Here is a 26,974-nt window from a genome sequence, read left to right as displayed (position 1 = left end):
ATTAAAATTCTAATCTTTCGATCAATTCCTCTCTGATTCGCTTAATAATTTCAACAACAGGTCATAATCGATCACTGCATATACCTGCTGCTGACCTTTCGGCTGGAAGAGTACAGCCCAACGCATACCAAGCTGTTTCGCATGTTTACACACGTTGTCAATCCACGACTTTTCTAGCGTGAAGCACTTCTCTCCCTTTGCGTTAAAGTGATAGGCACGAACTTTGCACTCTCCCAACATATCGCCGTTTAGTATTATGTCGTTGGGAAACTCCTTGAATACTCCACTACCCGGCTGTTTACTCGCGTCAACTCCGGCCTCATTCGCAAGCCTTACCGCTTTCCGTTCGAAGCTCGAACCGAGCGCCTTAGCTCTGTTTGACAAGTTCTTGCGCCTCCATTCCATCAAAGTAGTCCTCATAGGCAACCACATCAGGCAGAGCCGCAATGAGTGTAGACTTGACCCCCGGAGCACCACACGAGAGCGAGAAACCTAGATCTCCACCGACCGCTTTCAGTTCCTTCTTATACTTAGCGACCAGAGCAAGCGTATCCTTATCCGAGCCGGGATAAACGTGATAGAGTTTCATCTTTCTGCTCCTTCATTCCGTACTTGAATGTGTACTGCAACACCATGTCGTTAGCGGCCTGCGCGACTGCTGGACATCGCATAATAAGTTCAAAGGTCTCTGATTCTGTCTTGATAAGTCCGTTGTCTGCGAATATGCACTCCATATCGAACTGCTGAAAGATCGGCTCGCACTCCGAGCGGTTCAGGCCAAGCGTCTCAAGCTCCCTCCACTTGCCACGTCGGTAGAGTATCCATACAGCCCGTATAGCTGTGTCGAATCGCATACATGCCGGGTCGTAGAGTTCCCTGTTCATGCTGCTTCCCTCTCGAAGTCTGCTGCTTCTGGCGGAATATCGATATACCGGGCGTACCGCGCATCAAAGGCCAGTGTGATAGTCGCTAGCTCTCCCTCGCGTGCCTTACGGATAAGCAGTTCCACCACTTTCGGCTTGTCCCTCATATCCTCCGAGACCTGGACATACATATCCTCTCGATAGAGCATGTACACATTGTCTGCATCCTGCCCTATCCGATCCGCGCTCGAAATGTCTGCCAAAATTGGCCGTTTATCGTTGCGTAGCTCGCAGTTGCGGTTCAACTGTGCCAGGATTAAGCCCGGAGCAACCTCGAAACAAAGTTTCTTGATCTTTGTCGATATAGTAGACAGGCTGTTCGTCCTGTACTTCGGGTCGCCATCATCCGGCACAATGCCGATGTGGTCGAGCGCCCACCAACCACAGTTACTATCTACATAGCCCCTCTGACCGGGTTTGAGCTTGTTTTCTGAGTCAAAGCGTACCCATGTGTCAATCAGGTTGTAGTTCTGTGCTGCTGAGTAGTACTCAATCGGCAAGCTTGCTAGCTCCTGGTTGGCCTTAATGACCTTCTGTAACTCTCCCGGTCCGTAGTCGTGCTCCTTCAGTCGCCTCATCGATACACCGCTCATCCAGCTAACCATGCGCCTCTGAAACGTCTTCTCATGCATCTCTAGCAAGACAAACCGCACCACTTTCCCAGGCCGATGCACCTTGAACCACCGGGCCACATTAACGCCTGCGAACGCCGCGAATGCGCTCTTACCAACGTTAGGCCGAGCCGCCAGAACCGTCATTTCACCACTAGGGTTGTTCTGGATACCCATAGTAAGAAGGTCTAGCTGGCTCATCGATTCTTTAATCACGCGACCGTTCGCGTTGTACTCGACAGGAAACCAGGGGATACCTGTAAGCGGTGTGGGATTCTTCGCACCCTCCTCCGCCTCTCTGATGAGTTCCTGCGCTATCTCATAGCTGTTACTAACGCCCATTCGACTTCTCCCATTTCTTCATCGCTAACTCAGCCGCTTGTAGCTGTTTCAGGTAGCTCTTAGAGGGTGGCTTGAGTTCGAGAGCCTCTACTTCCCTCGATGCAGGACTTGAGTAAGCCGTTTGAGTACTAGCTTCTTGTTGTGGGGCTTGCTCCTCTCGCGTTGGCAATCCGAGCAGCTTGATTACTTTGTCCTCGACCTCGATCACTCCGGCCTTTACTAGCTCCTCTTTGGCGCGGTAGATGGACGACCGTGCGTTGAATCCGCAGAGGCCTACAAGCTCATCCACCTTATACTCACGCTCGGTAACACCATCTACCAGGGCGTTAATCAAGAGGACATTCATCAACGCTTGTGCTTTCGGGGTCAGTTCACGCACTACGTTTAAGCTCAACATGAGCGGGTCTCCTTTAGGTGAAAGAGTGAAGGGGCGCTTTTACACGCCCCTAGGTTTCTTAGAGTGGCATCGGTACGCGCTCGGTCGCGTCCTCGAACGAGATTAGATCGGCGTAAGGCGCGAGAGCCGTGTCTTTGTCCTGCATGTGGGAGAACAACCATTGCACATCCACATTCGTCATGCGGGGATCGTTGACCAGGGCGCTCGGATAATGTTTCGCCAGTGTGGGAATCTGAGCACCTTTCGGCTTGAACCTGCCGGAGAATGGTACGAAGTCCTCATCACTGATGGCTGGATCTGGTTCTGGCTTTTTGCCGTTCACGTTGCTTGATCGCTCATCACGTAAAGAGGACTTTGAAGACGCAGAACTACCTTGAGATTTCTTCTCTTTCGCCTCACGACCAATGTACAGGCCGAACGCATCACCCAACTGAGACAGAGCACGGACCAATGCCGAAGATGGAGCACCCTTGAGAGCGGTCTCGATCTGAGCCTTGCCCTCACGTGTAAAACCCATATCGTTCCAGCCAACACCGTCACGGAAGAAGGTTCGACCGTCAGCAGTATGCACCGTCACCCGAACCGTAGCAGTATAACCGTAGTCCTCACCGATCTGTACCAGCATTGGCCCCTCGCGTACCTCCACATCCAGGCCGCTAGGTCCGAAGATTTCGAGGGCACGAGTCATGGCGAACTCCCAAGGAATGTACGTAAATTTTCCATTCAGTTCCTCGGTAAAGCCGTCGTACTTCTCGTTAAGGGCCTGGGTGATTTCACTGATAGTTTTCAAGCCTTCCATTCGGCTATCTTCCTTTCTCATAACACATAATGAACTTCACATACATGAGTATATCACCGCATTCAGCTACCTGTCAAGCCGATCACGTTGACAAACTCAAAGTGCTAGATGAATTCGTACTCTTCCATAAGAGGCAACATAAAGTAGATATTTAGAATCTCTTGAACGAGTTCTTTCTGATGTGGAGAGACATACACCGGATAACCTAATACCTTGAACGAGAATGACATAGCCCGATCACAGGCATAAGCGAGGTGCGCGGCTGTATACACTGTAGGCTCTGTAATATCGCCCCTCTCGATGCGCGAGATGAGATTCTTCCCTATATGACCCGACTGCCTTGCTAGTTCCGGCTGGTTCCATCCAAGTTCTTCACGACGCTTCTTGAGAGCAGCACCAAAGTTTGAGAATGTTCTGTGCTCCAACCGATAAAACGGGTCTAGTTCGTCTCTTGGCTCTCCGGCCTCAACAGTAAATTGACGCCAAAGCTCTAGCCCTCTATCACGCTTCTCACGTAACTCTCTATCTGATAGCTTCTCAAGCTGCTCATGCTTATGTTGTAGGGTTCGCACTGGAAGCTTTAACTGTTGAAACATCTCTTCAGGGGTCACACGTAAAGCATACGCAACGATTGCCACTGTACCAATACGAGGGCGCTTCTGCGCATTCTCCAACCTGGACAAGTCCATTGTGTTTAAGAAGCCATTGACAGACGCAACAAGATTCTGTTGTGAGCCGTATAGTTTGATTCGCCTATCTCGTAGCCAGTCGCCCGATTCGGGTGGCTGTACATAGGCTCTCTCCATATCATCATCCTCCGTGTAGTTTCTCGTATAGTAACACGGAAGATGTAATTTTGACAGCAGTTTCAAGCTATAATTAGTAGTAGATACCCCCATAAACCCCCCTTTTATTCGGGAAAACTCCCCGATCAGGTAAAGTATAGGACAAACGTACTATGTCAGACAAACACCTCAAAGTAGTTCCCCTGGACAAAGCCCTCGAACGTGAGAAGAAATCAGGCCGACCGAAGAAGCTGGAGATGCCAGCGTTACCGCAGGCGCTTTTCGATGGAATGACCGAGCTTGAGAGAGCGCACTTCTTCTACTTCGTCGATGCCTACAGAGAGGAATACCCGGACTTAACCCCGACCGACGTGTTAAATCTGCATATGGCTGGACTTGAGTACATCTCGTACTTGCGTATCCAGGCTCAGCAGATCAGTACAGGCGAGGTCATATCGCAGGCAAGGCAACATCCAGGGGTACAAATGCGAGCGTTGCTCGATCAGCTTTCCGTGACCAGGAAGCAACGCCAGCAGCAGAACAAAGGTCAGGACGACCGAGACAAGCAGGCAGCACGCGAATTATTCGCTAGCCTCTCGCATGGTTGATACCAGGAACGACCAGTCAACCGCCTGGAAATACGAGAACAGTACCGCGTCAGCCATCCGAGCGAGCGGCCCCTCCTGGGTCCGTACATCGCGCTTCTCAACCCATTGCATTGCAAGGTCTATAACAAAAGACATCAATGCACAATCAACGTCGTCCATATCTAGCGCGGCTGTCCACTCCACTTGACCCAGGACACAGGCAGCTATGTATTCTAGCGTCCGGTCGTTGGGGTTGTTGCTTGTAGAGAGCCTGGTAAAGACATCATCCCAACTGACACCTGTTAAGCCGTGTACGATCACTCGGCTAGCTATCTCAGCTATCATATCGAGCATGAACACACGACGACCGACGCGCCAGTTTGCAAGACTGCCCTCGACAAAGCGCCGAATGAAGATAGTGGCTGTTTCATGCTCTGTCTTATCCACGATGGAATATGCTATGCACCGGGCGGCATGGTTGGTAATAACCGAGTGATACACCGCATACGTCGGATGATTGGGAAACCCGGCATGTGGTTGGAACTCTACGAGGGCCTTTTTCACCTTACGGTCCTTCCTGGGTTGTTGAGCATTGTTGCTGTAAGTTCACTTACAATGGCGTCAAGCCTGCGAGCTAAGAACGTGCGTAGTTCGGGGTCTGTGTTCTGTTTCGTGGAGGCAAGTCTCGCGCTCTGCTTCTGTAGACACTCGATGAGATACAGCACACGCCCCCGCGCCCGTTCCGGTTTCGTATCGCGTACAGCGAGGAAGAGACCAGCAACAGCACGCTCGTATGCTGCCATGTCTGCCTGCGCCTGTTTGTCGGAGAGAGGCCGCTTTTCGGCGGCCCCTTTCGCTTTCTGATACCGTGTATACAGTGTGTTGATGTCCATTCAATCACCTTTATGTTATCAACTAGCTATCTCCTTCATCACACAAATGTAACTTTACAGCCAGAACGATTAGTTGTCAAGGTGCTCCGCCTCCTCGTGCATTTGCTTAACTTCTGACATCCGTGTAGGTTTGAACGATGCGTCTCTAGCTACTCGTATGATGTGCGTAAAGCTATCTACAACCGCCTCTGTAGCCGGGTCGATCAATTGGATTTTTTGCGGTATCTTGATGTGTTCAAGCTCTGCGAGCGAGAAGTAACCAAACTCCTTTTCGAACCCAACGACCCAACCGAAGAATAGACACTGCTCCGGGTCGAACTCGTAGCCATACCACACCCAATCACTGCTAGGCAGTACAAACTTTACGTATACAATCGGGTCCGTCTCGTGTTCCTGGGAATAGAGAGCAGGCAGTTGAGCGCGTACAGAATCAGGTAAAAGCTTAGACATGAGTAATCCCTTTCCTTGCGTCTGAGAGCCACGTAGCACCGCATTCGGCTATGTAGCTGTGTGATTGGCTAGGGGCCATTTAAGAGACCCCTAGATTTCGTTTATAGCGTTCTAGATAGTCGATAACGTTTAGTTGACTTCAGTGTCATAGTTAGGCAAACCTAGTAGCCCCTTACCTATCACCTTTTCAATCTCCGGTAGTAGCTCGCAATAGCCAGCACACAACGTCATATGCCGCTCGTAATCCACAACCCAATCAGCATCGCGCTTGATGTCCTCTACTTGCAGCAGGTTATAGACTGCGTAGTATTCCAGGCTGAGACCGCTTTGAAAGTCAGTAAACGCGGCTACAATCGGGTAGCCATCACGCAAGTTGTACAGAGCGTTGCTTAACCGGAGAAGCTGATAATGGTTCTTACTCCCCTTTTCCATCCGGTCGTTTACGGTTTCGAGTAACTTCTCAACTTTGCTTGTGTCCATCGAATACCCTTTCTTGCGTCTGAGACGCGATTTTTAGATGTGGGGTTATGGTTGTACCCTTGCTTACTTTTAGAGGCTCTGGCGTGTCTCTGAACGACGTAAACTATACGTTATGCGCTAGCTTGGTAGTCAAACGGCGTAAGTTCAGCGACTTTCCGTACTCTGACCTCAACGCGAACGTGGTATGCAGTGATGAGGTTGTAGTTCGAGATGTAGAACTCACAGCACCCACCATCTGACGTGTATATGAAAAGCTTCTGCTGCTTCCACATGTGAAACATCACCGGGATACCAGGCACTAGCGTTATTTTCCGATTGACACCGGAGGGGAATTCTAGTACGCCTGAGAACTCCTCGTCTACCGTTTCGAGCATGACAGTCAATGCATAGGAGTCCTCGCCCCTGGTGACTTTCCGAAGATACTGGACGTGTAAGGACATGGTGATACCTCTTTCTAGCTCATCAGAGCATCTACAAGTGGGGGGTTGCTTGGTAGGTAGGGTTAAATTTTCAGCCGATTGAGAGAGGTGCCGATAGGCACCGATAGAGAAGAAAGAATTAAGATTAATAGTAACCTTAATTTGAATAAAGATATTAATTAATATTTATTATTATTAATATATAGGGGTGTTTCGGAAAAAATTCCTTGAAAAGTTGCCGTATAGCTACATTTCGGGGTGTTTTGTTGCAGGGTGGCTACACTTTGTTGCCGTATGGCTACAACCTAGTTGCACAGTAACAACCGACTGTTGCCACACAGCTACACTTGTTGCCGTATAGCAACACCTTTGTTGCCACACAGCTACACTTTTGTTACACAGGATAGCTTACGTGTCGGCTATGCGGTAACTTTTTCCTGAGTACCCGCGCATTGCTCACAATGGCATAGTCCAGGTGTGCTGCTTCCATCTCTGTACGTCTAAGCTTCGGCATGTTCGACGCCCTTACCAGCCAACGAGGTCTATCTCTTACCTCTGCATAGGTAACTTGCCCGTTTGCGTTGTCTCGGTAGACGATCAGCACCGATTGACCATAGAAAAACCAAGCAACGACCGCCCCATTAACCATGACATAGGTGATTCTTCCGCCCCTGTTCATAGCCTGTACACCCTTTCTGAGTAATAAAAGGGGCCTCCACTTCACAGCAGAGACCCCCAGGAAGATTAGAATTGTTCGGCTAGCCAGTCGTAAAATACCGGGTATTCCTTTTTCACCTTATCGACTGCCGTTATAGTGCCGCGTACATCGAATGAGCCGTTCGGACCTCGGATCGTCCACCATGCAGGTTTCGTGTGCCAGTTGTAAAGGCTGTACTCTCCAAAGTGAATTGTTTGCATCTTTGCACGTTCGACCCTGTTTTCGAGTGCTGCATAATTCATTGCGAAAACCTTTCTACTCAATCGGCTTTACATGTGGCGGTGATTTAGCCAGTTATCGACTCCGAACAGGTAGCGCGAAATGTCGCTTACAACCATGTAGTGGTCACTGGTCGTTGCGATGCCAGCCGCAGTATGTTTAGTTTCTTTAATCTTGTAACCGAGCAAGGCAGCTATGGCCCAATCAATCCGGTATAGTTCACCACGAACAATCACATAGAAGCTATAGGTGCGTGTGCCATAGCCGTTTGAGTAGTTGAGCATCGAATAGACGGTGGTTCCAACTTTGCAGTACTCCATAAGCTTCTCGTGTGCGTATCGTTTCGACTCTTCCGCAAGTTGTTTTTTCGTCATTGCCATTTTCTCTATCTCCCTCTATTTATGCGTGTTTTTTCAGGTATCCGAGCAGAACGTTTTCGACTTTTCGCGCTTTTTCGCGCTCTTTTGGGGTTAGGTGGGGGTCATTTACGCGCCTACTGGCGACGATCAGGGCATTATGGATAGTGTTATGGGTAGCCTTGCGACTACCCAATTTTTCAGCTTCCGTTATGATTTCGAATGCTCTCATCTATGCTGCTCCTGTCACGAGGTCAATCATTTTATCAAGAAAGGCGTCGATCTCTGCTATAGCTCCCTGGTCGTCTTCTTGTTTGTATCTCTTTCTCTCAGCCATCAAATACACTTCGATGCTTTCCAGGTTATGAGCGCGGCCCAGGAGGTCTAGAACCAGTTCGGTTACATCCTCCGCAGTCGTGAATAGTTCGGCATCTTCGTACCGCTCTTTTGCGAATGCATAAAGTTGACCGTATACACTTGGTTGTATGTATTTACCCATTAGTCGTTTACCTCCCTGTAGCACTCATCACAGCAGTAGAATAGATAGTTTTCATAGATGCAGTTGTCAGCATCGAACACGCCACCACAGCCAGCACACACAGCCGGGTCAATATCTTTCAGGGCCAATTCTTCCATCTCTAGGCAAGTTTCACAGTCGCACGATTGGTCATGACCGAATATCAGAGTCAGCAATTCATCGCTCACAATAGGCTCATCACAGCCGGGGCAAATAGCGTGCTGGACGAACGGGGTGGAGGGCGTACACGTGGTACGCGCCTCACAATTTGGGGTACATTCGGGGTGGAACATTGCGCCTTCGACCTCGATGGCTAGTACAGCATCTTGACGTAGCAGCATTACGCCACCTCCTCTAGTTCTTCGCAGGCAGCAGAGATAGCAGTAAGTACCGCGTCAATATCTCGCAGATTGACATTTAAGCCGAATGAGAACCAGCGTTTATACTTGTTTCGGAGATGCACCCGGTACGTCTCGACAAACTTTTCAACCTCGTCCATATTCTTAGCCTCAGTGATTGCGATATGGGCGCGTTGCCACGCTTGGCGCTTGCTCACAGATACCGCATTCAACAAGACTTCTTGTTCGTGCTTCCACTTCTTAGCCGCGCAAGTCTCACAGAGCCTATCTTCCCATTGCTTCTCTTTTTCGAGCTTGAGAGCCTCATCACCATAGATCTCGTTTGTACAATCTTCGCCAGCACACACAATCGAGTAAGGTTCGACGATTTCGTTATTACACCACCCGCAATTTTCGCCGTTCGTGCTGTCTAGCCGATCCTCAGTGTAGAATGTTATTTCGTTGCGGTATTCGTCCTCTAGGGGTCCGTGCCAGAACTTCACAACGTCGCGTTGTAACGTGCTATCCCACTTGATTTCTGCCTGACGAGTTTTACCCGTGCGTATCAATTCCAACATGCGTTCGTAGCTGTACTTACCGCCTATCGCGTTTTCAACACAGTCAAGGCACACAATGTCACCATTCATCGCAGCAGCAATAACTTCGTAGCTCATTTTCGGGACTCCTTTTCAGTGTGGGGGTGTGGAGGGGTTAGCCCTCCACTTACTAACTAGCCGATAACGTTTAGAGGATTTAGCACACAGCCAGGAATTGACGGTAAACCTCGCACATCGCGTTGCCATACTCGAATGCTTCCAGGTCGCCAGCCGCGAAACAGTTCGCAGTGCTCTTTTTCTTAGCTTGCAGCTTGTTTGTAATGGCTACGCCGGGTTGATACATGTAGTCATTCATCGCGTTTACGATGTCGGTTAGTGCCTCACGTTCGGGGGTGTTCGGGGTGGATTGTGCGAGACGGTTCGAGAATGTGAAATAGAGGGTGTCGGAAACAAACAACATGATTAGACCTCACTTTGTAAGGGTGTGGGGATTGAACCAACTACCCAACTAGCCTATAACAGTAAGTGAACTTTAGTAGCGAGAAGAACCGACCATAGTATTTAAGAACTGGCGAACCGTGTTCTCACGTTGAGAATCTTCGATGCTTTGTGCATACATGCGGCTTTTCGACATGATTTCGGTCAGCCTGCGTTCGGCTTGCCTCTGTACATCAGTCTCGTTTGTCGCGTGACTCACGATTGACTTGAGTTCGGTTATCTCCTGAAAAATAGCAGGAAAGTAGCGAGACGGTTTCAAGTCGTCAATGATTGTATGCAGGCGCTTTTTCCAACTCATGTGCTACTCTCCTAAAATGTCAGATACTACAGCGTGTATAGCCTCAACCTCATCATCGAATGGCAAACCATCATTGATAGAAATCCAGAGGTTGTTGAGTACCCGCATCTTAACGTAATACCCGTTCGGTGTCTCGACAACTCTGTACGTTCCATCGTCGAAAACTATTACCTCAGTCATGTTTGTAACTCCGTGAAATTAGATTTCGAGCGTTTACCCACTCGTCTCTACCAGCCAGCAAGCCGATTGACAGAGACCAAGGGGTAAAGAGGAAGCACCCGCTAATCCGCCCAATCTGTCGCCAGGTTCTAACGAATAGTCCTTCTTGCGCAGGCCCCGACCGTGAATGCTGCTCATATGAGTGTGTCATTGACGGTTAGCAGTGCGTTTATTCGGTTTTTAATGTGCTACCAATCCGATCCGCCCGTGTCACTCGACTACGTGACTGACTAGCAATCTTACTAGCCTCTAACACTAAGTACACTGCAAGGTTAAAATTTTTTGAGTCTTGCGACTCGCTTTTGCGTTCGGCTATCTGTCTAGCCGTTCGCGGGTTCATCATCTCACAGTCGCCTGATTCTGTCAAGCCCTTTTTCGACCAGTTTTTGAAACTCGTTTGAAACTCGCTTATCTCTGTTTCTCTTGATACCTCTACCGAGTAAAAACCCGATAGCAGGCGAACGTTTTTCGTTTATGGTGCTTGCACCCGACACTACCACAGAAACCTGTTGCTTACCGCGCCTCTTCAGCCTCACAAGCGTCTAGTTGCCTTGCACGTGCTAGGGATTAGTGACCGTGCCCCATATTCACCCGTGCAAGCTCTCTTGTGTTGCCTTGCCCTATCGCATACGCGGTAGTAGGTACGCTGGCGTTCAAACGATATTCAATTTTTAAAGTCTACTCTGTGTGATTGGCTATGTGTCTAGCCGTTCGATGGGCGTATCATATTACAACCCTTAAATCTTGTCAACACTTTTTCGAGGAAGTTTAAAAAATTGGTGGGGTTCGGAGTGGTGTAACACGGCTCTGCAAGCGCTCGGAATGAGTTTCTAAAACACGTAAAAACTCGTTAAAATTGGTGTATCTTGCCCTTATGCCTGCTTACTCTGTACTCTGTTTCTATGCCAGGGTGGTATGTAAATTTACTTTGTTCTAACTCACAAAACACTATTCTTGTGTGGGGGTGGAATAAATAAGGGTAAATCTAACCCGATCCAATCCGGTTTATTTTTGTTGCCATATGACTACACGCTGTAGCTATGTAGCACTATGTTGTAGCTGTGTAGCAACACACTCCTATAGAGGGAGGGTATACACAAAGATGTGTGTATGTAGGGTGTGTATATGACACTGTGTATTACATGTATGTATATGCTATATGCATTGTTATATGTATGTATGATGTATGTATATTAATACATATTAATAATAATGATAATTATGCATGATGATAATAAAGATGCATAGTATTTAATGGTTTACTATCGTGTTTCATTATGTGCCATGGTGTTGCTTCATTGCGCGTGCGCGCTCACGGGGCGGCGAGGTAGTTGTCTCTAAAATTAGTACGGAGTCAGAAATGGTTTCCTTATTTACATGTTTTTCCCATCTTGCAGGTAAACATATTCTGATTTCACGGTAATAAAGAAACCATTCCAGGCCAATATAGTAGCAGTTTCCCCGCACTTTCGCAACAATTTCACTGCCCCCGCGAGAATTATTTTCCCCCCAAGCCCCCCATACTCAAACGGCCTCATGATCACGCTTCATCTGCCTCAACATCTGCCATCCGAAGTATAGCAACCCAATCAGGCCTACAGCATATAAAACATCGCCAATGATTCCATGAATTGAGATGGTTATAAACAAACCTATAACCATAAGAAGAAGTGCAAATACTGAACCCAACGTATAGTACAAACTAATACGTTTATAACTTGTGATAAAATCGCTATAAAGAATGTTTCCACCTATGATTCTCCCTCTTTGCTTAATGTTATCCCAAGCTCCACTAGTTAGAACACTCACACGAATAGATTCACCTTTATTTAGCAGATATTCAGGGAAAATAACTGTATTGTTTTGTAGTCTAAGGAACACCTTCTGTATATCTGGTATCATAAGATCTTCAGGTTCAGTTGATAGTACCTCACCACTTATCACATCTCTATTTAGAAACTCAAAACTTACAGGTGTATCGTAGTCCTCTTTGGTTATTTCTCTATTTCCTGAGTTCCAAACTTTAATTACTACTACACGAGCATCCTTTACGGGCTTACCATCTAAAGTAACCTCAATAGTGCCTTTAGTGATTTTACTTACACTTACAACCGGAATATCGTAAACAAACTGGTAGGTCAGTTCTTTTTTGGTTTTCTCTTTAAAATATACCCAAACAGCGACGAGTATAGTAGAGAAAATACCTATAACTCCAATAATGTTTGATGGACTTAGCCAGTCGCTCATAGTGAATCCTCCATTCTTTTAAATCCTCTTATGCAGATAAACGAATAAGCACATGATTATTAAACCCATAAAATTCGTCGAATATCTGTAAATCAATCATATCTAGTATGTTATACTTTTAATAGAAGATAAAAATTCTTCCTTTCTCTCCCACAGATCAGTATTCCCACGACGCTACCCTCTTTGCGGCCTGTACTGGTCTGTATTTTTATCTCTTGTGCTGGCAAGTAGCAGTGTGGTCATGCTCTCTGAGACACGTGCGCCAAGGGGCGTGAGCGGATCAGGGCGATGAGGTTCGATTCCTCCGTGCCAGATGCAGGTTCAGAAGCGGATACCGGGCAAACCTCGTCGTCACTGACGGTCTGAATGTAGCAAACTCCGCTTGTTCCGTGTGTAGCTTAGTGGCCTAGAGCAGTGCCAGGGGCACAGACACAGGTTCAAATCCTGTCTCACGGTTATTTGTCTGGTTCTTAAAGGTATGTGGTAAGTGGTCCTCGATGAAGCTGCTAAGGCCATGCAGCAGAGAGGCGGCGAGGGGGCCGAGACCAATCCCCCGAATATTTGGCCTTATGGTGTAGAGGTAAGCATAGAAGACTTTCAATCTTCTGACATGGGTTCGATTCCCATTAAGGCTATATCAGTAGCAGGGTGTTTGTCAGAGAAGGGTTTAATGATGATCTACGGATAGACGACTGCCGAAATCCGCCGTAGACGGTTATGCAGTCGCCAGAAGTTCGAATCTTCTAACGCCTGAGTATGTAGCTTCAACTAGGGATGGACATACGAGCAACTGAAGCAACCCGGCTTAGTTCAACGGGTACATACTTGGCTAGTGCAGCCCGACCGGGACACGTCGTTAAATTGTCCGATGCGGAGTAGCGTAGCGGTCAACGCGCCCGGCCTGGGACCGGGAGTTCGTGAGTTCGAGTCTCACCTCTGCAACTATGCTCTCGTGATGTAGCGGCTAACATACCCGGCTGTCCACCGGGAATTCGAGGGTTCGAGTCCCTTCGAGAGCGCCGTTTGAATAGCAGAAAGGTTAACCGAGTGGATTACGACATCAATGCCCCTGTATGTATCGGTGATACTGTTCTTTACAACTATCATTACGAGTGGGATAGCTACGTGGGAGATGATATATACGGTAACCCCATTTACGAACATGTCGTTGAGGATCACCAAAGCGTCGGACTAGTAGTTAGTTTGCCTGACCAAGACACAGCAACGCTATTCTTCACCACAGGCACTAGTATGGGGTCTGCTGTCAACGTTACCAGGGGAACAGGGCCAGGCCAATGGAGACCCCGCGAGCAGCAAGGTAATGTCCCGGTTATCCAACCAGCATAATTATCCAAGTGAACTGTAGGCGACTACTTGAGCGCGAGTACAGACGAAGAAATGCCGCTACATTGTCAAGTAGCTCAGTGGTAGAGCGGGAGATTGTTAATCTCTAGGTCGGTGGTTCGATACCACCCTTGACAGCCTATTTCTTAGTGACCTGGGCAAGTCGTTAAAAGGCCCCCTCCCTTACTATGACGAAGCTCCTCATAGCCTCCTCAATCATCCTCATCTGTGAAATCATCATTATCCTCATTGACGGTCGAATATGCTCAAGAAAAACGCTAAACCACCTGCTTTATCCGAAGAAATTAAGAACGATCCGGTGGAGTTTGGTCGTAAGTTCTTGCGCAATCTGGATGGTTCGCCATTTGAGCCGCATGATGGTCAGATTGAGCTTCTTCGCAATATCACTAGTACGACTTGTGCTTGCTGTGGTCGTCAGTGGGGTAAGTCGGTCTCGATGGCAGTATACGCCGTCTGGTACATGGTTACGCACCCCAACCGACAGGTGTACATCATCGCGCCGACCCTCGACCAGTCGAAAATCATATTTAATGAGATAGCGCGGCACTTTCAATCTGGTCCTCTCTCCGTGCTGGTTGAGGGGAAAATCATTGAGACCCCCTTCCCTCGTATCACCCTTTCCAACGGATCACAGTGTCATGGACGTGGCGCTAACTCACCTGCCTACATTCGTGGTAAACCTGCTCACCTTATCATCCTCGACGAAGCTGCTTTCTTTAAGCAAGGAGTTATCCCCAATGTCATAGAGCCTATGCTCACTGTTACAGGTAAGATGCTGCATTCTGGCATCATTATGATCTCCACCCCATTCGGGCGCGGTGACTTCTATGACTACAGCGAGGCTGCCAGGAAAACCACAGACGGAACGATGAACTTCTTCCGGTATTCCTCCGAGAGCAACCCACACGTAGATCGCAAACGCCTGAACGCTATCAAGAAGCGGTATGGTGAGCAATCCCTTATCTGGCTGACTGAGTACATGGCTCAGTTCGTTGACGCAGACCTCGCGGTATTCAAATGGGAGGATATTAAAGCAGCTTATGAAGCATACCCAGGATACAGTAACGACGACGGTGCTAGTGTGCGATTTCCGCTCGCACCAACAGAGGGCCACAAGTACGTTCAAGGTGTCGATCTTGCCAACGTCAGGGACTTTTTTGTTAGCACTATTCTGGACATTACGAACCGCGAACGTCTTACTCTGTCGAGAATGGATCGTTTACAGAAGCGCGGTTACAGTGCCTATAAGGGCATCATCCGGTCGAACCATAAGGCATACAATTTTGCTCAAACGCTAGTAGATGCTACCTCGCTCGGTGAGTCGGTAGTAGAAGATTTGGCTGACATTCGAGCACAGGGCTACAAGTTCTCCAACCAATCAAAGTACGAAATCGTTCAGGAACTTTCCCGACTCTTCAATGAACGCCGTATCGCTATCCCCTACAACCGAGACATCATCGACGAACTTCGATACTTCCAATACGAATTCACTGATAGCGGCAACGTGAGGATGGAGGCCAGCCAGGGGCATGACGATATTGTTATGAGCTTAGCCCTCGCTGCGCATTTAGCTGCTATTCCTAACTCAATCGGCGTATTTCGTGGCGTCGATCTCACACCCCAACCACAGAGAGTTACACTTCCCCCGAATTATGACCCCTGGGCAGAACTGTTTAAGGACGATTAAATGCCAACACTCATCACTAAGGCGTTCACGGCTCTGGCGGAGCAGGTACGCAAAACAACGGCATCGCGGGGGTCAATATCCGAGTACTCATATGGTGCGCCTCATGTCTATGGTCAGCCTCAAAGCCGAAATGTAGACGGTCTAGGAGTTATCACCCCTGAGCGAAAGCGCGAGATAGCAATAAAGACGCCCACGCTGGCGGCATGTATCAACGCTATCATCGACTACGCCTCACCTGTAGAGCTACTCATCAGGAACATCGACCCTTCAAAACCTGCCAACAAAGCCAAAGTTCAATACGTCCGTGATTTCTTTAATAAGCCGAATGAGCGAGATACAGGAAAGCACTTCCTTGAAGCTCTTTATCGAGACCTGATCGTACTTGGCTACGGTGCTATCGAAATCGAGCGCAGTGCGAGCGGTAAAGCCGCAAATCTCCGTGTTCTCGATGCTGGAAAGCTCAAAGTAGACTACGACCAGCACGGTACAGTGCTCGGTTACAACATGCTTAACGCGCTCGGCTTTCCGATCATTGGCGAAGATGGTGTACATACATGGCTACCCAAAGACATCATTTTCTTCAAGCGTGACGCGAAATCGAGCAGTGTTTACCCTGAGTCGCGCTTAGATCAACTCTTTGTCTGCGCCGTTATCGAGTCCCTGATGCTCGCGTTCATCGGTGAGAAGTTCACAAGCTCGAATGTTCCCTATGGCGTGTACAATCTTGGCGACATCTCTGAAGAAGAGTTAAAGATTGCCGTATCGCAGTGGAACGAGCAGGCGAAAAGTAACCACCGCATTCTCTTAACAGGCTCGCGTGGCACGGCAACCTGGACAGAGTTCGGTTATGCACTCAAAGACCTGGAAGCGAAAAGCCTGCTAGCCGATGTACGCTCGAAAATCATGTCGATCACAGGCGTCACTGACAACGAGCTAGGCAATAGCGGCGACGTTTCGAAAGCAAACGGTTTCAATCTCTCCTATACCTTTAAAAAGCGTGGTGTTGAGCCAGTACTCCGCGAGACCGTCACCACTCTTACCAGGCGCTTCATATGGGATGAACTTCTTTTCAACGAGCTAGAAGCGTACTTTGACGAAATTGATACCCGTGATGCTCTCCTCCAAGGTCAAATTGATGAGCTGAATTTCAAGAATGGCTTTGAAAGCATCAACTCTATCCTCAACAGACGCGGTATGCCAAGCATCCCAGGCGGAGAAAAGCACTACGTAACCATCGGAGCAATGATTCTCCCGGTCGATATGATCGAAGCATACGCGAAAGCACAACTTGAATCATTGAAACCGCCTCCACAACCCGATCAAGCCCCAGGAACTAATCCCAACGGCATGAATCTGCGAACAGACACCCCTCAATCACCTCGCGGAGCCGTTCAGAAGCTCCGTAACACCGGATACCGCAAGGAAGACACCCACAATGAACCCAAGGCTACTAAAAGCAGTGGTTGAGACGGTTCGAGACCTGTATCTAGAGCAAAACACGGTCATTCAGAAGTCGTTTAACCCTATCGCGAAAGAATTCCGCATTGAAAAAGCCTGGAAACAGGACAATACGACCTTTGTGGAAGGTTGGGTAAGCACTGAAGACGAAGACTTGCAGAAGGATACAGTACCACCCGAATCGTTTCTAGGGGCCATCGACGACTACTTTTCACGCTCTGCTCCCCTCTCAATGAACCACGACCTTACCAAACTCCCCGTAGGCCATGCACAGAAAGCCGTACTCGTGCGAGATGGCAATATTCTTCATACGGCTCTCCATCCACGCGACCCCGCAGAGTTCGAGAACTTCGAAGCGAAAGGTACAGGACTTTACGCGAGGTTTGCAGTCACCGACCCCGATGCTGCTGATGCAGTTTTGAGCAACAACATTGGTGCTTTCTCGTGGATCGGTAACGTCACCCACTACACCCGAAAAGCGAATGGTGGCAAGCACTTCCTCAAAGTCTCTCCCTTCATTGAGAGCACACTTGCCGCGTATCCAGTCAATCAGAAAGCGGTTATCACTGCCGCGAAAGCATACGGCTTAGTGCCGGAGGAATAACACATGGAATTGAACGTTGAAGAGTTTTTGAACAAGCTGTCCGAGAAGCTCGAAACCCCTACCCCTGCCCCTGAGCCAGTTGCAAAAGGTATCACTGCTGACGAACTCAAGGCTACGCTTGGCGAATTCATACAAACAGTAAACGAAAAGATCGAATCTGTAACTGCTCAGAAGGCGCAGGAATTGACCCGTGAAGAAGGTACTGGCAGTAAAGCCGTTGTTACCAACCCTATGACCGCCGACCCCATTAAATACATTGTCGAAAAGGCGCAGAGTGGTAAAGAACTGAGTCATCAGGACAAAGAATTGATTTGGGGCTTGACAAAAGAAGTCATTGGTTACGGTCTCGAATAGTTTTCCACATAGTTTTCCACACTCTTCTCCACAATACCCCCACATAAGAAGGAATCCCCCGAATGCTCCCTACAGATGAAATTGTCCAGAAAGCCCTTACGAATACCACGACTGCCAATCTAGCGCCTATCATCCCCCAACTTTGGTCTGCTGAACTGGAAAAGAACCTCCGGCGCAATGCTATCTTCGAGCAGTTACTTGTCGAGAACACCGAACTGCTTGGCACTCCTGGCGACACTGTTTATATTCCTATGCTGCCTGACCTTGCAGACGCCGACGACCTGACTGAAGGCACAGATATGAACGTTATCGCGCTTAACAACGCGACCAGCGTACCAATCAAGCCGAATGAAGTCGGTAAGGCTGTCTCGATCACGCGTAAAGCACTCGACCGCATGAAGTACGACGGTATGAGCGAAGTCCTCGACCGCCTTGCCTACTCCATGAGCCGAAAATTCCAGGGTACTGCCGCGAAGCTGTACACAAAGGCTGTCCCAGGCACCGCTAACAAGATGGCTGTTATGTACCCGAATGGTAAGACATCTACCACCGTCACCACAGCCGAAACCTTCAGTGCAAACACCATCATCGACGCTATTACACAGTTGAAGCTTCTGGATAATAGCCCCTGGGAAGACGGTCTATGGCGTATGGTTATCTCAAACTACCAGTATGCCGATCTCATCAAAGATAGCTCTGTACGCCAAGACTTGCAGTATAGCGCCCCTAAGATTCTCTTACAGGGTGAGGTTGGTATCTTCCGTAACTGTCGCCTGATTGTCTCGAACTACGCCGATGAGGTGTTGGAGGGTTCCGGTAACACCACAAAGGTTTCCGTTGGCTACATCCTCGCCCCACGTTGGGCCTTTGTCTCTTGGAAGCGCCGCCCCGAACTAGTTGTTGACCCAACCTTATACGACTTCGGGCGTCGTCGCCAGATGGGTGTTACGGCTGATTACGCTATGGAACTTGTACATCCAGAACGCGCTATCGCTATCAAGACTGCTCACGCTTAGGAAGGAGGCCGCGTATGGCTATTGAGTATTGTACCTTACAGGACGTAAAGAACGCCCTAGACCTGCGCGGCACTTCTGACGATGCTTGGATTCAGACACTCATCACCCAGGCACGCAGCGCTATTGATACCTACATAGGCTATAACTTCCAGGTATTTACCGGAATGAAGCTATTCTCTGGTAAAGATAGCGCCCTTCTCATGACTGGCTACATTCAAAGCATCGACAAAGTAGAGGAAGTGGTATGGAATCCGGCCTACGGTAATTTTAGCTCAAGCGGCGTATTCGATATTACTTCCGAATGCTTCATAGGCCCCGATGATACTGACCCAGGATTTTACATCAGTCGCTACTCAGAACTTCCCTTCTACCGAGGTAACAAGAACTACCGCGTAACCGGAACGTTCGGCCTGCCTGAAGTACCGTTTGAAATCCAAAGAGCTGCTACGCGCCTTGCGGTTCACTACTTTAAGATGCGCGATGTCTCGTATGCCGATACCGTCTCGGAGCAAGGATCTATCCGTCAGAAGTATTCCAAAAACATGCCTGAAGACGTGATTGAGCTTTTAGAGCTACGCCGAAGGAGGTCGTTCTATTGATCGGCATTATTGCAGAGACAGCCTCCTCGATCTTTAGCGTGGACTTTGACAAAGAGATACGGCGCGGCCTGCATATGGGTGCTGGTGTGCTGAGAGACATGATGGAGATTCGCGTGCGCGTGAACACTCCGCAACTCACTGGCGCTCTTATTCAAGACATCAAAGGCACCTACGCAACATCAGTTAGTAGCGATACCCTCGCAGAAGTCCATGCAGAAAGCGAGCATCAGCTTGATACCTGGAAGCGTGTCTATGTCCAGTACGTTGAAGGCCCCCCACTTGGCTTAGCCACATACACAAATCCGCCCCGGCAAATGTTTAACCACATAGCCAACGATACCGGATTCATCGAGGATTGGGCAGTGCAATACACGCAGCTTACCCTCGATAACATCGTAAACGGAACTATCGTTTAATGTACTCCCCTCAAGATACCCTCATCGGGCCCATTGTTGACGAACTCGCAGATATCATTGAGAACCAGATCGAAGGAGTATCCCGCGTTTATCGGCTCGTGCCAGATAACAACCCCGAAAATAACTCTGCTGTCATTCCTCTGACTAAGTACGACGTTATCTCAGACACTAATGGGAAACTCTACCTCAAGATGCTGTTTGGCATTCGTCACCTTGTACGCCGCTCGCGCTTCGAAGACAACATACAAGACTGCTACATGTACCTCGCGCCTTACCTCCTCGCATTCTCAGCCTGGGATAACCAGACATTGAACGGCAAGTCCATGAGTGTAGAGGTCACACAGGGAGGCGTTACTCAGTACGTTGAATCTGGTCAAGTCTACACGGCTCTGGTCGTCAACGTCGCGGTCCTCACAGAATTCAATATCCCCACATCTTAGGAGCATCCCCTCACATGCAAGCTCTCTCTAAAAAGTCATGGCTTGCGCTCAATTTTGAACCCGTTCCTGGTACAGCTCAACTCACTACCCCCGTTTTTCACCCAACGAAAAGCGTCTTGAAGGGTACGAAGAAGACTGAGTACATGGACGATGAGCGCGGCACTCGTGACGCTAACTATAACTTCGTTGAAACGACCCGTGAAGGAGGTTGTGACCCGAAAGGTAATTGGTACAACGACACATCCCCCTACTTCCTCATTGCTGCTATGGGTGCTATTACAAGCTCTCAGCCTGACGCGACAAACGCCCCAACTGTCTACAAGCATAATATTGAAATGGCTGATACTCCGCCATCCCTCACGCTGATTAAGAGCTACCATAGCAAAATTTACTACATGGCATATAGCGCAGTCGAAAAGCTGACGCTGAAGTTTAGCTCAGACGGCAAATTACTAGAGTGCGATACGTCGATCAAGGGTCTTTTCCCCATTGAATACACGGGAGCATCTTTTACTCCTACCTTCTCAACCGTGCGCCCGTTCGCAGGCTACGCCCCAACGATCACCCTCAATGCTGCTGCATCGAAGGACATTTCAGAGTTTCAGCTTGAACTAAGCCAGAAGCTTGACCTGTGGCACGCGATTGATGGTAACCCTGACTTCGATGTCATTTACTACGGTGAACGTTCGGTCTCGCTGGACTACACGGCACGATTCGATACAGACGTGATTTATCAGAGGTTCTTACAGGGGCTCACCGATAGCATCAACATCAACATCAAAGGCGACAGGATCGCGCAGAACGGACCTACGAACTACTACCAGGAATTAGACCTCACCATCCCCAATGTCCACTACGACAGCATGGAGCACGATTTAGGCAAAGAAAATGTCTTGGTCAAAGCCAAGGCAACAGCCCTCGCACTACCAGGCGACCCGGTTTTATCTGCGTATGTGCAGAACACAGTTCAGAAATACATTAACTAATGAGCGAACAGGAAAATTTTTACTTTGACGAGTTTTTTGACGACGAGGACGATCCCGGCGTACCAGTTGAGTTAGACATTAAGGGCCGCAAGGTCACGATCTACATTGCTCGTGGTGTCTCGTTCCACGATAAACAGGCCGCGAAGAAGCAAGCCGTTCGAATGAAAGTCCATCCTGACGGAAAGATTTCAATTCTTGGTATCGATGAAGAAACGTTTGCGGTTGAAGTCCTCGCACGCACGATTAAATCGTGGCCGTTTAAATACCGCCAATCTGGTAAGACTGTTCCTATCACAAAAGATACCATTCGTAAGTTCCTCTCTGATGGCGCGGAGCAGCTTCAAGCTATTGTCCTCAACATGGTTCAGAAGCAGGAAGAAGCTCTCGATTTTTTCGAGAGTCCCTCAGAAGAGGGCTAATAGAGCAATCCTCAACCCCTCGTGTTCCTGCTGGTAGTTTTGCGTGGCGCATAGCCTGTTACGAGCAATTCGGTTGGTCCCCCCGGCAACTTAAAGAGCTTTCAGATATGGAAGCTGAGCGCCTAGCGATTTACTTCGAAGAAATCGGAGCATACCAGCAGAAACAGCTTAAAGAGCAGAATAGCGCCGCACCCTCATCCAGTGGTAGCCGCGAGACGGTCGAGATAGAAATAGGAGATGATGAATAATGTCGGTTGCATCAATCGGCTTACGAGTCTATCTCGAAGATACTGCATCAATTGGCCTGGGTGGTCTCACTGCCTCTATCGGAAACCTCAACCAAGTCGTCAACATGCTTGGCTCTAACTCAAAACAGGGTCAGGATAGTGTGAAGCAATGGGCGGCTGTAGCTGCTGGCGGCGCTATTGACTTCAAAGTATTCTCCGATGCACTTGGCTTTGTCGTCGATTCGTCGTCCGAACTCGAACAGGCGATGCTCAATGTAACGCTCTCCGTTGACGGTGCTCGTGAGCATTCCGATGAGATGCGCGCTACGCTGACAGAGCTAGACAACCAGTCGATCTATTCCTCCACCGAAATCTCGCAAGCTTTCGCTGCTCTCGGTCAACATGCTTTTACTGCTGAGCAAATCATCGGCGGTATGGGCAAGGCTGTAGTTGATCTAGGTGAAAGTATCCAGACAGGCCCGGTTCCTGCTGCTAACTTGCTTGGTTCTGCAATGGATATGTTCAAGGCTAAGACAAGCGAAGCAGGCGACTATGCCGATATGCTCTCGTATGCCTTGCATCATGGTATTCCAAGCACAGCCGAAATGACGCAAGCGTTAGAGGCCGCAGGCGCGCAGGCTCATACAACTGGTTTGTCATTTCAAGATTTCGTTGTTACCCTTGATATTCTCGGTCGTGCTGGTCTCTCTGGCTCTCAAGCTGGTACAGCGTTGCGCTACATGCTTGGTGCTCTGGCCTCGCCTACGAATAAGGCGGCTCAAGAACTGGCGAACCTGGGAATCATCACTGTACAGAACGTCACCCCGGCATTCCAAGAGTTTGAGGACAAATTGAATGCGGCGGCATGGGCGGCTGGTCAAGCTCCGATGCAGTTTGATGGTTCTACCCGGTCGTTGCAAGCCATGTACAAGCAGGCCACAGAACTCCATGTCATTAAAACGGACGAGTCTTTCATGGAATGGGCAGTCAAGGCTGGAATTCTGAAGAACGCCCTGTTTGACGCCAACGGTGAATTTAAGGGCATGAAGGGCATTCTTGACATCCTGTTACCTCAGATCGAGAAAATTGGCGACTCCCAGGACCAGCTAAATGCCATCAACAACCTCATGGGTGTGCGTGGTGGTAAGGCTCTGCAAATCTTCGCAGACGACCCGGAAAAAACAAAGCAAATTTTCGAGCAGCTTTCGAAGGGTGTAACAGATTTTAGGGATATGGACGGAGCGGCGCGTGATGCGAACGAAGCAACACATACCTTCCAAGGTACGCTTGAAGCTCTGAAATCGACACTGACCTCAATAGCTGCTGGCGCAGGTAAGCCGTTCACGGATGGATTAAAGGGTATGATGTCCTCCTTGAATGACTTTCTTGGCGTGGTTCGACAAACAAACCCAAATCTCACGCTCGCTGTAGGCGTATTCATACTCATCGGCTTAGTGTTGTCGAGTCTCGCGGTTGTAGTTGGTGTGGTAGGTGCTGGATTGGCAGCAATCGCTACAGCTACAGGTGCCGCGTTAGGTCCGTTGATTGGAATTATTGCGGCGGTCGCTGGCGGTATTATGCTGCTGGCTGGTGGAGGAGGTGTAGCTGCTCTTAACTGGACTACTCTTCAGGGAGCATTTCAGCGAGTAGGGCAAGCGCTTCAGCCTATCATCACCTTCTTTGCTCCGTTGTTCGCAATGCTCCGAGATACAGCCGTTCAGTCATTTTCAACTGCGTGGCAATCCTTAACAAAAATCTGGACATCATCAGTAGTACCCGCATGGAATGAACTTCTCTCAGCACTGAAGGATGCACAACCAGCATTTCAGGTTATAGGTGCGGCTCTCGGAATTCTGGCTGCCATTATTGTAGGCGTCCTCATCGGCCTGCTTAAAGGTGGCATTCTGGCGCTCGCTGTCCTGTTCGGAACGGTCGGAGCAGTAATAACGGGCGTTATTCACATAATCATCGGTGTAGTCAATATTCTCACTGGCAGCTTGCTTTTCTTCCAAGGCATCATCATGGCTGTCAAGGTTTTATTCACCGGAGGAGATTGGGGGCAAGTCGGTGCAACATTCGTAGCTGCATTTAAGGCTATGGGTGCGGGTGTCCTTGGTGTTTTTGGTGGCTTGGTTGGATATATCGCCGCGATACTTGGCGGCTTGGTTGGAGTTGTGTTTGCCTTCATAGGCGGCTTCGTTTCTGGCTTCATTGATTTCTTCAGGCATCTTTACGATGTACTCGTAGGCCATAGTATTGTACCAGAATTATGCGATGCCATCGTGAAGTTCATCTCTCAGCTTCCAAGCCGAGCACTTGGTTTCATCCGGGGTCTAGTCAATAGCGCTATATCGAATTTTAACAATCTGCTCAACCAGGGACGATCAATACTTGCTGGCTTGCCTGGAATTGCGGTCAATGCCTTTAACTCGATGATGAATAGCATTCGTAACGCTGGCGGAGGTTTGAAAAATGCCGCATCGAGCGCAATCGATAGCGCGAAGAGTGCTCTGACTGGTCTAGGGTCGTGGGCGCTTTCCTCTGGTCAGAACCTTATGTCCATGCTCGCGCAAGGTATCAAGAACGGTGTGTCCTGGGTCAACGATGCAATCAACTCGACGGTTGCGAGCATCAAGGACAAAATAGGTTTCCACTCTCCTACGAAAGAGGGGCCACTCTCTGACTCGGATACCTACATGCCGAACATGATGCGAATGTTTGCGCAAGGTATTCACGACAATGAATATCTCGTAACTGGCGCTATGGGCAATGTCGCTACTGGCATGAAGAACCAGGCACTTGTCACTCCTACAGTCAATCGGCTACAGGCTCAAGCAGCACAAGCCGGGGCTTACGGAACAAACCCGAACGCTGGTCAGACGGTTATTAACCTCAACGTCGAGGGCAAGACGGTCGCAAGCGCAGTTATGGATGCCATCACTGGCGAATTGAAAATGAACGGTCTCAATAGAGCATGGAGGTAACAAATGGGCTTACGAGTAACCCTCGCAGGCGTAGACATCACCAAACAGGTCGATGAATCCACCATCTCTATTAGCAATACATTGGGTCAAGGGGCTGGAACGGGAGGCGGCGGCTCCGGTAGGGCTGCTACCTGTACGCTCCGGTCCACACTCGGCCCGATCTCGCAGGCTGTTGGTGCTGGCACGAAGGTAACGACTCCTACGCTTGTACGGCAAGGCGAAATTCGCATCTATGACAGTAGCAACAACTGTATCTTCGGTGGATTTGCAACCAAGTTCACAGACGCTACGCTAAAAACGACCATCTATACCACAGTAGAATGTCACGACTACTGGCAGTCACTAGCGCGCGTCGTTATCAATGAGAACTTCGAGAATGTGACAGACATTCAGTTCATCCGGATAGTGCTGACTAAGTACGCGCCTTGGGTTGACCTGTCCAATCTTCCAACTAAAGCGAACTATCTGTTTCCGATCAGAACGACCAGGAACGACACCCTTCAGAAAGCCCTTCAGGATATTGCAGACATCACAGGCTTTCAGATGTGGATTGACCCGAACAAGAAGTTTTACTATCAATCCCCCTACCAGAACACTACGGCACCATTCTCTCTCTCAAATACGCCGAACTTCTTCAACAGCTTTAACCTCGCAGTAGACGACTATGAGTTCGATGATAACTCGATCATAAACCGGGTCTACTTCTATGGCGGCAAGAGGCCGACTGACGACTACCTACAGGACTTGAGCACACAGGTAAACGGTACGAACAAGACGTTTGTGCTCGCATACTACCCGCGCCGCGCCTCTGACCAGAAAATACACTGCTATCGCAATGGTCAAGAGATTAACATGGGTGTCGTCCTGGGTGATGGCCCGGAGAATACCTACAAGAGTAAAGGCGGCACTGCTGACGCTCTAATGAACGCTGACGCGAAAACAATCGAGTTCGATGTTGCTCCGCCTGCTGGCTCTACAATCCAGGCCAAGTACAGATATGAGCTTCCCCTTGTAGTTGTCCTCTCAGATAACAAATCAGTCGCGTACTTCGGAAACTTCTACGATGGCGTTATTAGCGACGAAAACGTTATCGATCCTCAAACGGCTGTGCAACGTTGCCGTATCCTCCTCCTACAACAATCTTATGGCCTTGTAACAATGAAGGTTCGATGTTGGAAACCAGGAATACAAGCAGGTCAAACACTGCGCATCGACCACGACATACGACAAATCCATAGCACATTCGTTGTTCAACAGGTAGACGTTGCTCCGCTCGGTGCTGGCAACTTTGTATACACGATTTCGCTCGGTGCATGGAACTGGAATCTCGTTGACATCGTGAAGCTTGCCGTTGCACACACCACCCCCATAGACACCCTCTCAGTTGAGCAAGTTGCTCCGGTGATTGCAGAGACAGACAACGAAAACTTCAATGTCTCATTCACAGTCACAACAAAGTCACAACCATTTGGCGGCTACTATGCAAGAGACACCCCACAGAATGATGGACACGACGCCTACCCCGGATTCTTCTCGATCACGTCTTGATCTCGCGTGCAACTGGCGTGTTAGAGAACGGCATGGTGACGAGTGGCACACAGTAGTAGAGAACCACAACCTTTTCACGGAGTACGGTCTAACAGGCTTAGCTAGCGCGGTGAGCGGTGGTTATATTGCAAATAACCTCGTTATCAATACGACACATGCTGTTATATCTGGCATAGACGCGCTTGGTGGTACATCTCTGGTATCTGTGGACCAGCCGA

At 49.0% G+C, this 26,974-nt stretch carries 36 protein-coding genes and 5 tRNA genes; 20 read left to right on the top strand and 21 right to left on the bottom strand.

Going from position 1 to position 26,974, the window contains the following annotated elements; genetic code table 11:
• Positions 1–21 precede the first annotated feature (21 nt).
• The 6 genes from K3T82_RS13355 to K3T82_RS13330 all read right to left on the bottom strand — a co-directional run bounded on the left by K3T82_RS13355 (position 22) and on the right by K3T82_RS13330 (position 3,878).
• Positions 22–384 (bottom strand): hypothetical protein, encoded by a 363-nt coding sequence (locus tag K3T82_RS13355; RefSeq protein WP_220193932.1) that lies wholly within the window; start codon positions 382–384, stop codon positions 22–24.
• Positions 368–589: a hypothetical protein gene (locus K3T82_RS13350; RefSeq protein WP_220193931.1), complete on the bottom strand. Its 222-nt coding sequence runs from the start codon at positions 587–589 to the stop codon at positions 368–370. The genes K3T82_RS13355 and K3T82_RS13350 overlap by 17 nt, the downstream gene beginning before the upstream one ends.
• A 291-nt stretch (positions 590–880) precedes the next feature.
• Positions 881–1,876, bottom strand: coding sequence for a DnaB-like helicase C-terminal domain-containing protein (locus K3T82_RS13345; protein ID WP_220193930.1), 996 nt, complete (start codon positions 1,874–1,876; stop codon positions 881–883).
• Positions 1,866–2,273 (bottom strand): hypothetical protein, encoded by a 408-nt coding sequence (locus tag K3T82_RS13340; protein ID WP_220193929.1) that lies wholly within the window; start codon positions 2,271–2,273, stop codon positions 1,866–1,868. The genes K3T82_RS13345 and K3T82_RS13340 overlap by 11 nt, the downstream gene beginning before the upstream one ends.
• A gap of 58 nt (positions 2,274–2,331) precedes the next feature.
• Positions 2,332–3,072 (bottom strand): Rad52/Rad22 family DNA repair protein, encoded by a 741-nt coding sequence (locus K3T82_RS13335; protein WP_220193928.1) that lies wholly within the window; start codon positions 3,070–3,072, stop codon positions 2,332–2,334.
• Between the two features lie 104 nt (positions 3,073–3,176).
• Positions 3,177–3,878, bottom strand: coding sequence for a helix-turn-helix domain-containing protein (locus K3T82_RS13330; RefSeq protein WP_220193927.1), 702 nt, complete (start codon positions 3,876–3,878; stop codon positions 3,177–3,179).
• Positions 3,879–4,030: 152 nt separating this feature from the next.
• On the opposite strand from K3T82_RS13330, the gene K3T82_RS13325 reads away from it, so the two are divergent.
• Entirely contained in the window at positions 4,031–4,465 is a 435-nt protein-coding gene (locus K3T82_RS13325; RefSeq protein ID WP_220193926.1) for a hypothetical protein, read from the top strand.
• On the opposite strand, the gene K3T82_RS13320 is transcribed toward K3T82_RS13325, so the two are convergent.
• The 15 genes from K3T82_RS13320 to K3T82_RS13250 all read right to left on the bottom strand — a co-directional run bounded on the left by K3T82_RS13320 (position 4,439) and on the right by K3T82_RS13250 (position 12,653).
• Positions 4,439–5,008 carry a hypothetical protein gene (locus K3T82_RS13320; RefSeq protein ID WP_220193925.1) on the bottom strand — a complete coding sequence of 190 codons (570 nt, stop codon included), beginning with the start codon at positions 5,006–5,008 and terminating at the stop codon, positions 4,439–4,441. The genes K3T82_RS13325 and K3T82_RS13320 overlap by 27 nt on opposite strands.
• The gene (locus K3T82_RS13315; protein ID WP_220193924.1) at positions 5,005–5,337 is read right to left on the bottom strand and encodes a hypothetical protein; all 333 of its coding nucleotides are present in this window, start codon (positions 5,335–5,337) and stop codon (positions 5,005–5,007) included. Before K3T82_RS13315 ends, K3T82_RS13320 begins: the two co-directional genes overlap by 4 nt.
• Before the next feature lie 69 nt (positions 5,338–5,406).
• Positions 5,407–5,787 (bottom strand): DUF2958 domain-containing protein, encoded by a 381-nt coding sequence (locus K3T82_RS13310; RefSeq protein WP_220193923.1) that lies wholly within the window; start codon positions 5,785–5,787, stop codon positions 5,407–5,409.
• A gap of 129 nt (positions 5,788–5,916) precedes the next feature.
• On the bottom strand, positions 5,917–6,267 hold the full coding sequence (locus K3T82_RS13305) for a hypothetical protein (protein WP_220193922.1): 351 nt from the start codon (positions 6,265–6,267) through the stop codon (positions 5,917–5,919).
• 110 nt (positions 6,268–6,377) lie between these two features.
• The gene (locus K3T82_RS13300) at positions 6,378–6,707 is read right to left on the bottom strand and encodes a hypothetical protein (RefSeq protein ID WP_220193921.1); all 330 of its coding nucleotides are present in this window, start codon (positions 6,705–6,707) and stop codon (positions 6,378–6,380) included.
• A 966-nt stretch (positions 6,708–7,673) separates the two neighbouring features.
• Positions 7,674–8,003: a hypothetical protein gene (locus K3T82_RS13295; protein ID WP_220193920.1), complete on the bottom strand. Its 330-nt coding sequence runs from the start codon at positions 8,001–8,003 to the stop codon at positions 7,674–7,676.
• 19 nt (positions 8,004–8,022) lie between these two features.
• A complete protein-coding gene (locus tag K3T82_RS13290) occupies positions 8,023–8,211 on the bottom strand; it encodes a hypothetical protein (RefSeq protein ID WP_220193919.1) in 189 nt (62 codons plus the stop codon).
• A complete protein-coding gene (locus K3T82_RS13285) occupies positions 8,212–8,478 on the bottom strand; it encodes a hypothetical protein (protein WP_220193918.1) in 267 nt (88 codons plus the stop codon).
• Positions 8,478–8,837, bottom strand: coding sequence for a hypothetical protein (locus K3T82_RS13280; RefSeq protein WP_220193917.1), 360 nt, complete (start codon positions 8,835–8,837; stop codon positions 8,478–8,480). Before K3T82_RS13280 ends, K3T82_RS13285 begins: the two co-directional genes overlap by 1 nt.
• A complete protein-coding gene (locus K3T82_RS13275) occupies positions 8,837–9,508 on the bottom strand; it encodes a hypothetical protein (protein ID WP_220193916.1) in 672 nt (223 codons plus the stop codon). The genes K3T82_RS13280 and K3T82_RS13275 overlap by 1 nt, the downstream gene beginning before the upstream one ends.
• 79 nt (positions 9,509–9,587) lie before the next feature.
• Positions 9,588–9,851 carry a hypothetical protein gene (locus tag K3T82_RS13270; RefSeq protein ID WP_220193915.1) on the bottom strand — a complete coding sequence of 88 codons (264 nt, stop codon included), beginning with the start codon at positions 9,849–9,851 and terminating at the stop codon, positions 9,588–9,590.
• A gap of 72 nt (positions 9,852–9,923) precedes the next feature.
• Positions 9,924–10,187, bottom strand: coding sequence for a hypothetical protein (locus K3T82_RS13265; RefSeq protein WP_220193914.1), 264 nt, complete (start codon positions 10,185–10,187; stop codon positions 9,924–9,926).
• 3 nt (positions 10,188–10,190) lie between these two features.
• Positions 10,191–10,367, bottom strand: a complete 177-nt coding sequence (locus tag K3T82_RS13260; RefSeq protein WP_220193913.1) for a hypothetical protein — start codon at positions 10,365–10,367, stop codon at positions 10,191–10,193.
• Between the two features lie 33 nt (positions 10,368–10,400).
• Positions 10,401–10,544 (bottom strand): hypothetical protein, encoded by a 144-nt coding sequence (locus K3T82_RS13255; RefSeq protein WP_220193912.1) that lies wholly within the window; start codon positions 10,542–10,544, stop codon positions 10,401–10,403.
• A gap of 1,386 nt (positions 10,545–11,930) precedes the next feature.
• Positions 11,931–12,653, bottom strand: a complete 723-nt coding sequence (locus K3T82_RS13250; RefSeq protein WP_220193911.1) for a hypothetical protein — start codon at positions 12,651–12,653, stop codon at positions 11,931–11,933.
• A 387-nt stretch (positions 12,654–13,040) separates the two neighbouring features.
• Between K3T82_RS13250 and K3T82_RS13245 the strand changes: the two genes are divergently transcribed.
• The 19 genes from K3T82_RS13245 to K3T82_RS13155 all read left to right on the top strand — a co-directional run bounded on the left by K3T82_RS13245 (position 13,041) and on the right by K3T82_RS13155 (position 26,756).
• Positions 13,041–13,109, top strand: a tRNA-OTHER gene (locus K3T82_RS13245).
• Between the two features lie 107 nt (positions 13,110–13,216).
• Positions 13,217–13,288 (top strand) — tRNA-Glu (locus K3T82_RS13240).
• A 234-nt stretch (positions 13,289–13,522) separates the two neighbouring features.
• Positions 13,523–13,595, top strand: a tRNA-Pro gene (locus tag K3T82_RS13235).
• A 4-nt stretch (positions 13,596–13,599) separates the two neighbouring features.
• Positions 13,600–13,672, top strand: a tRNA-Asp gene (locus K3T82_RS13230).
• A 4-nt stretch (positions 13,673–13,676) separates the two neighbouring features.
• The gene (locus K3T82_RS13225) at positions 13,677–14,000 is read left to right on the top strand and encodes a hypothetical protein (protein WP_220193910.1); all 324 of its coding nucleotides are present in this window, start codon (positions 13,677–13,679) and stop codon (positions 13,998–14,000) included.
• Positions 14,001–14,063: 63 nt separating this feature from the next.
• Positions 14,064–14,135: transfer RNA gene (locus tag K3T82_RS13220), tRNA-Asn, on the top strand.
• Between the two features lie 124 nt (positions 14,136–14,259).
• The gene (locus tag K3T82_RS13215; RefSeq protein ID WP_220193909.1) at positions 14,260–15,705 is read left to right on the top strand and encodes a terminase large subunit domain-containing protein; all 1,446 of its coding nucleotides are present in this window, start codon (positions 14,260–14,262) and stop codon (positions 15,703–15,705) included.
• Positions 15,706–17,172 (top strand): phage portal protein, encoded by a 1,467-nt coding sequence (locus K3T82_RS13210; RefSeq protein ID WP_220193908.1) that lies wholly within the window; start codon positions 15,706–15,708, stop codon positions 17,170–17,172.
• Positions 17,141–17,767, top strand: coding sequence for a hypothetical protein (locus K3T82_RS13205; RefSeq protein ID WP_220193907.1), 627 nt, complete (start codon positions 17,141–17,143; stop codon positions 17,765–17,767). Before K3T82_RS13210 ends, K3T82_RS13205 begins: the two co-directional genes overlap by 32 nt.
• A gap of 3 nt (positions 17,768–17,770) precedes the next feature.
• Entirely contained in the window at positions 17,771–18,121 is a 351-nt protein-coding gene (locus K3T82_RS13200) for a hypothetical protein (RefSeq protein ID WP_220193906.1), read from the top strand.
• A gap of 62 nt (positions 18,122–18,183) precedes the next feature.
• Complete coding sequence (locus tag K3T82_RS13195; RefSeq protein WP_220193905.1) at positions 18,184–19,137, top strand: phage major capsid protein; 954 nt, start codon at positions 18,184–18,186, stop codon at positions 19,135–19,137.
• 14 nt (positions 19,138–19,151) lie between these two features.
• On the top strand, positions 19,152–19,736 hold the full coding sequence (locus tag K3T82_RS13190) for a head-tail connector protein (RefSeq protein WP_220193904.1): 585 nt from the start codon (positions 19,152–19,154) through the stop codon (positions 19,734–19,736).
• Positions 19,733–20,152 (top strand): hypothetical protein, encoded by a 420-nt coding sequence (locus K3T82_RS13185; RefSeq protein ID WP_220193903.1) that lies wholly within the window; start codon positions 19,733–19,735, stop codon positions 20,150–20,152. Before K3T82_RS13190 ends, K3T82_RS13185 begins: the two co-directional genes overlap by 4 nt.
• Complete coding sequence (locus tag K3T82_RS13180; RefSeq protein WP_220193902.1) at positions 20,152–20,592, top strand: hypothetical protein; 441 nt, start codon at positions 20,152–20,154, stop codon at positions 20,590–20,592. The genes K3T82_RS13185 and K3T82_RS13180 overlap by 1 nt, the downstream gene beginning before the upstream one ends.
• A gap of 14 nt (positions 20,593–20,606) precedes the next feature.
• Positions 20,607–21,578: a phage tail tube protein gene (locus tag K3T82_RS13175; RefSeq protein ID WP_220193901.1), complete on the top strand. Its 972-nt coding sequence runs from the start codon at positions 20,607–20,609 to the stop codon at positions 21,576–21,578.
• Positions 21,578–21,997, top strand: coding sequence for a hypothetical protein (locus K3T82_RS13170; RefSeq protein WP_220193900.1), 420 nt, complete (start codon positions 21,578–21,580; stop codon positions 21,995–21,997). The genes K3T82_RS13175 and K3T82_RS13170 overlap by 1 nt, the downstream gene beginning before the upstream one ends.
• 107 nt (positions 21,998–22,104) lie before the next feature.
• The gene (locus K3T82_RS13165) at positions 22,105–22,245 is read left to right on the top strand and encodes a hypothetical protein (RefSeq protein WP_220193899.1); all 141 of its coding nucleotides are present in this window, start codon (positions 22,105–22,107) and stop codon (positions 22,243–22,245) included.
• Positions 22,245–25,208, top strand: coding sequence for a phage tail tape measure protein (locus tag K3T82_RS13160; RefSeq protein WP_220193898.1), 2,964 nt, complete (start codon positions 22,245–22,247; stop codon positions 25,206–25,208). The genes K3T82_RS13165 and K3T82_RS13160 overlap by 1 nt, the downstream gene beginning before the upstream one ends.
• A gap of 3 nt (positions 25,209–25,211) precedes the next feature.
• Entirely contained in the window at positions 25,212–26,756 is a 1,545-nt protein-coding gene (locus K3T82_RS13155) for a hypothetical protein (RefSeq protein ID WP_220193897.1), read from the top strand.
• Positions 26,757–26,974 lie beyond the last annotated feature (218 nt).

It is taken from the genome of Ktedonospora formicarum, assembly GCF_016587355.1.
GTDB lineage: Bacteria > Chloroflexota > Ktedonobacteria > Ktedonobacterales > Ktedonobacteraceae > Ktedonobacter > Ktedonobacter formicarum.
This window is presented reverse-complemented; position numbering and strand designations above follow the sequence as displayed.

Coding starts and splice junctions, on each gene's coding strand:
- K3T82_RS13350 (WP_220193931.1), bottom strand. CDS start 589: ATGAAACTCTATCACGTTTATCCCGGCTCGGATAAGGATACGCTTGCT.
- K3T82_RS13345 (WP_220193930.1), bottom strand. CDS start 1,876: ATGGGCGTTAGTAACAGCTATGAGATAGCGCAGGAACTCATCAGAGAG.
- K3T82_RS13340 (WP_220193929.1), bottom strand. CDS start 2,273: ATGTTGAGCTTAAACGTAGTGCGTGAACTGACCCCGAAAGCACAAGCG.
- K3T82_RS13335 (WP_220193928.1), bottom strand. CDS start 3,072: ATGGAAGGCTTGAAAACTATCAGTGAAATCACCCAGGCCCTTAACGAG.
- K3T82_RS13330 (WP_220193927.1), bottom strand. CDS start 3,878: ATGGAGAGAGCCTATGTACAGCCACCCGAATCGGGCGACTGGCTACGA.
- K3T82_RS13325 (WP_220193926.1), top strand. CDS start 4,031: ATGTCAGACAAACACCTCAAAGTAGTTCCCCTGGACAAAGCCCTCGAA.
- K3T82_RS13315 (WP_220193924.1), bottom strand. CDS start 5,337: ATGGACATCAACACACTGTATACACGGTATCAGAAAGCGAAAGGGGCC.
- K3T82_RS13310 (WP_220193923.1), bottom strand. CDS start 5,787: ATGTCTAAGCTTTTACCTGATTCTGTACGCGCTCAACTGCCTGCTCTC.
- K3T82_RS13305 (WP_220193922.1), bottom strand. CDS start 6,267: ATGGACACAAGCAAAGTTGAGAAGTTACTCGAAACCGTAAACGACCGG.
- K3T82_RS13300 (WP_220193921.1), bottom strand. CDS start 6,707: ATGTCCTTACACGTCCAGTATCTTCGGAAAGTCACCAGGGGCGAGGAC.
- K3T82_RS13295 (WP_220193920.1), bottom strand. CDS start 8,003: ATGGCAATGACGAAAAAACAACTTGCGGAAGAGTCGAAACGATACGCA.
- K3T82_RS13290 (WP_220193919.1), bottom strand. CDS start 8,211: ATGAGAGCATTCGAAATCATAACGGAAGCTGAAAAATTGGGTAGTCGC.
- K3T82_RS13285 (WP_220193918.1), bottom strand. CDS start 8,478: ATGGGTAAATACATACAACCAAGTGTATACGGTCAACTTTATGCATTC.
- K3T82_RS13280 (WP_220193917.1), bottom strand. CDS start 8,837: ATGCTGCTACGTCAAGATGCTGTACTAGCCATCGAGGTCGAAGGCGCA.
- K3T82_RS13275 (WP_220193916.1), bottom strand. CDS start 9,508: ATGAGCTACGAAGTTATTGCTGCTGCGATGAATGGTGACATTGTGTGC.
- K3T82_RS13270 (WP_220193915.1), bottom strand. CDS start 9,851: ATGTTGTTTGTTTCCGACACCCTCTATTTCACATTCTCGAACCGTCTC.
- K3T82_RS13265 (WP_220193914.1), bottom strand. CDS start 10,187: ATGAGTTGGAAAAAGCGCCTGCATACAATCATTGACGACTTGAAACCG.
- K3T82_RS13260 (WP_220193913.1), bottom strand. CDS start 10,367: ATGACTGAGGTAATAGTTTTCGACGATGGAACGTACAGAGTTGTCGAG.
- K3T82_RS13255 (WP_220193912.1), bottom strand. CDS start 10,544: ATGAGCAGCATTCACGGTCGGGGCCTGCGCAAGAAGGACTATTCGTTA.
- K3T82_RS13250 (WP_220193911.1), bottom strand. CDS start 12,653: ATGAGCGACTGGCTAAGTCCATCAAACATTATTGGAGTTATAGGTATT.
- K3T82_RS13215 (WP_220193909.1), top strand. CDS start 14,260: ATGCTCAAGAAAAACGCTAAACCACCTGCTTTATCCGAAGAAATTAAG.
- K3T82_RS13210 (WP_220193908.1), top strand. CDS start 15,706: ATGCCAACACTCATCACTAAGGCGTTCACGGCTCTGGCGGAGCAGGTA.
- K3T82_RS13205 (WP_220193907.1), top strand. CDS start 17,141: ATGAACCCAAGGCTACTAAAAGCAGTGGTTGAGACGGTTCGAGACCTG.
- K3T82_RS13200 (WP_220193906.1), top strand. CDS start 17,771: ATGGAATTGAACGTTGAAGAGTTTTTGAACAAGCTGTCCGAGAAGCTC.
- K3T82_RS13195 (WP_220193905.1), top strand. CDS start 18,184: ATGCTCCCTACAGATGAAATTGTCCAGAAAGCCCTTACGAATACCACG.
- K3T82_RS13190 (WP_220193904.1), top strand. CDS start 19,152: ATGGCTATTGAGTATTGTACCTTACAGGACGTAAAGAACGCCCTAGAC.
- K3T82_RS13180 (WP_220193902.1), top strand. CDS start 20,152: ATGTACTCCCCTCAAGATACCCTCATCGGGCCCATTGTTGACGAACTC.
- K3T82_RS13175 (WP_220193901.1), top strand. CDS start 20,607: ATGCAAGCTCTCTCTAAAAAGTCATGGCTTGCGCTCAATTTTGAACCC.
- K3T82_RS13170 (WP_220193900.1), top strand. CDS start 21,578: ATGAGCGAACAGGAAAATTTTTACTTTGACGAGTTTTTTGACGACGAG.
- K3T82_RS13165 (WP_220193899.1), top strand. CDS start 22,105: ATGGAAGCTGAGCGCCTAGCGATTTACTTCGAAGAAATCGGAGCATAC.
- K3T82_RS13160 (WP_220193898.1), top strand. CDS start 22,245: ATGTCGGTTGCATCAATCGGCTTACGAGTCTATCTCGAAGATACTGCA.
- K3T82_RS13155 (WP_220193897.1), top strand. CDS start 25,212: ATGGGCTTACGAGTAACCCTCGCAGGCGTAGACATCACCAAACAGGTC.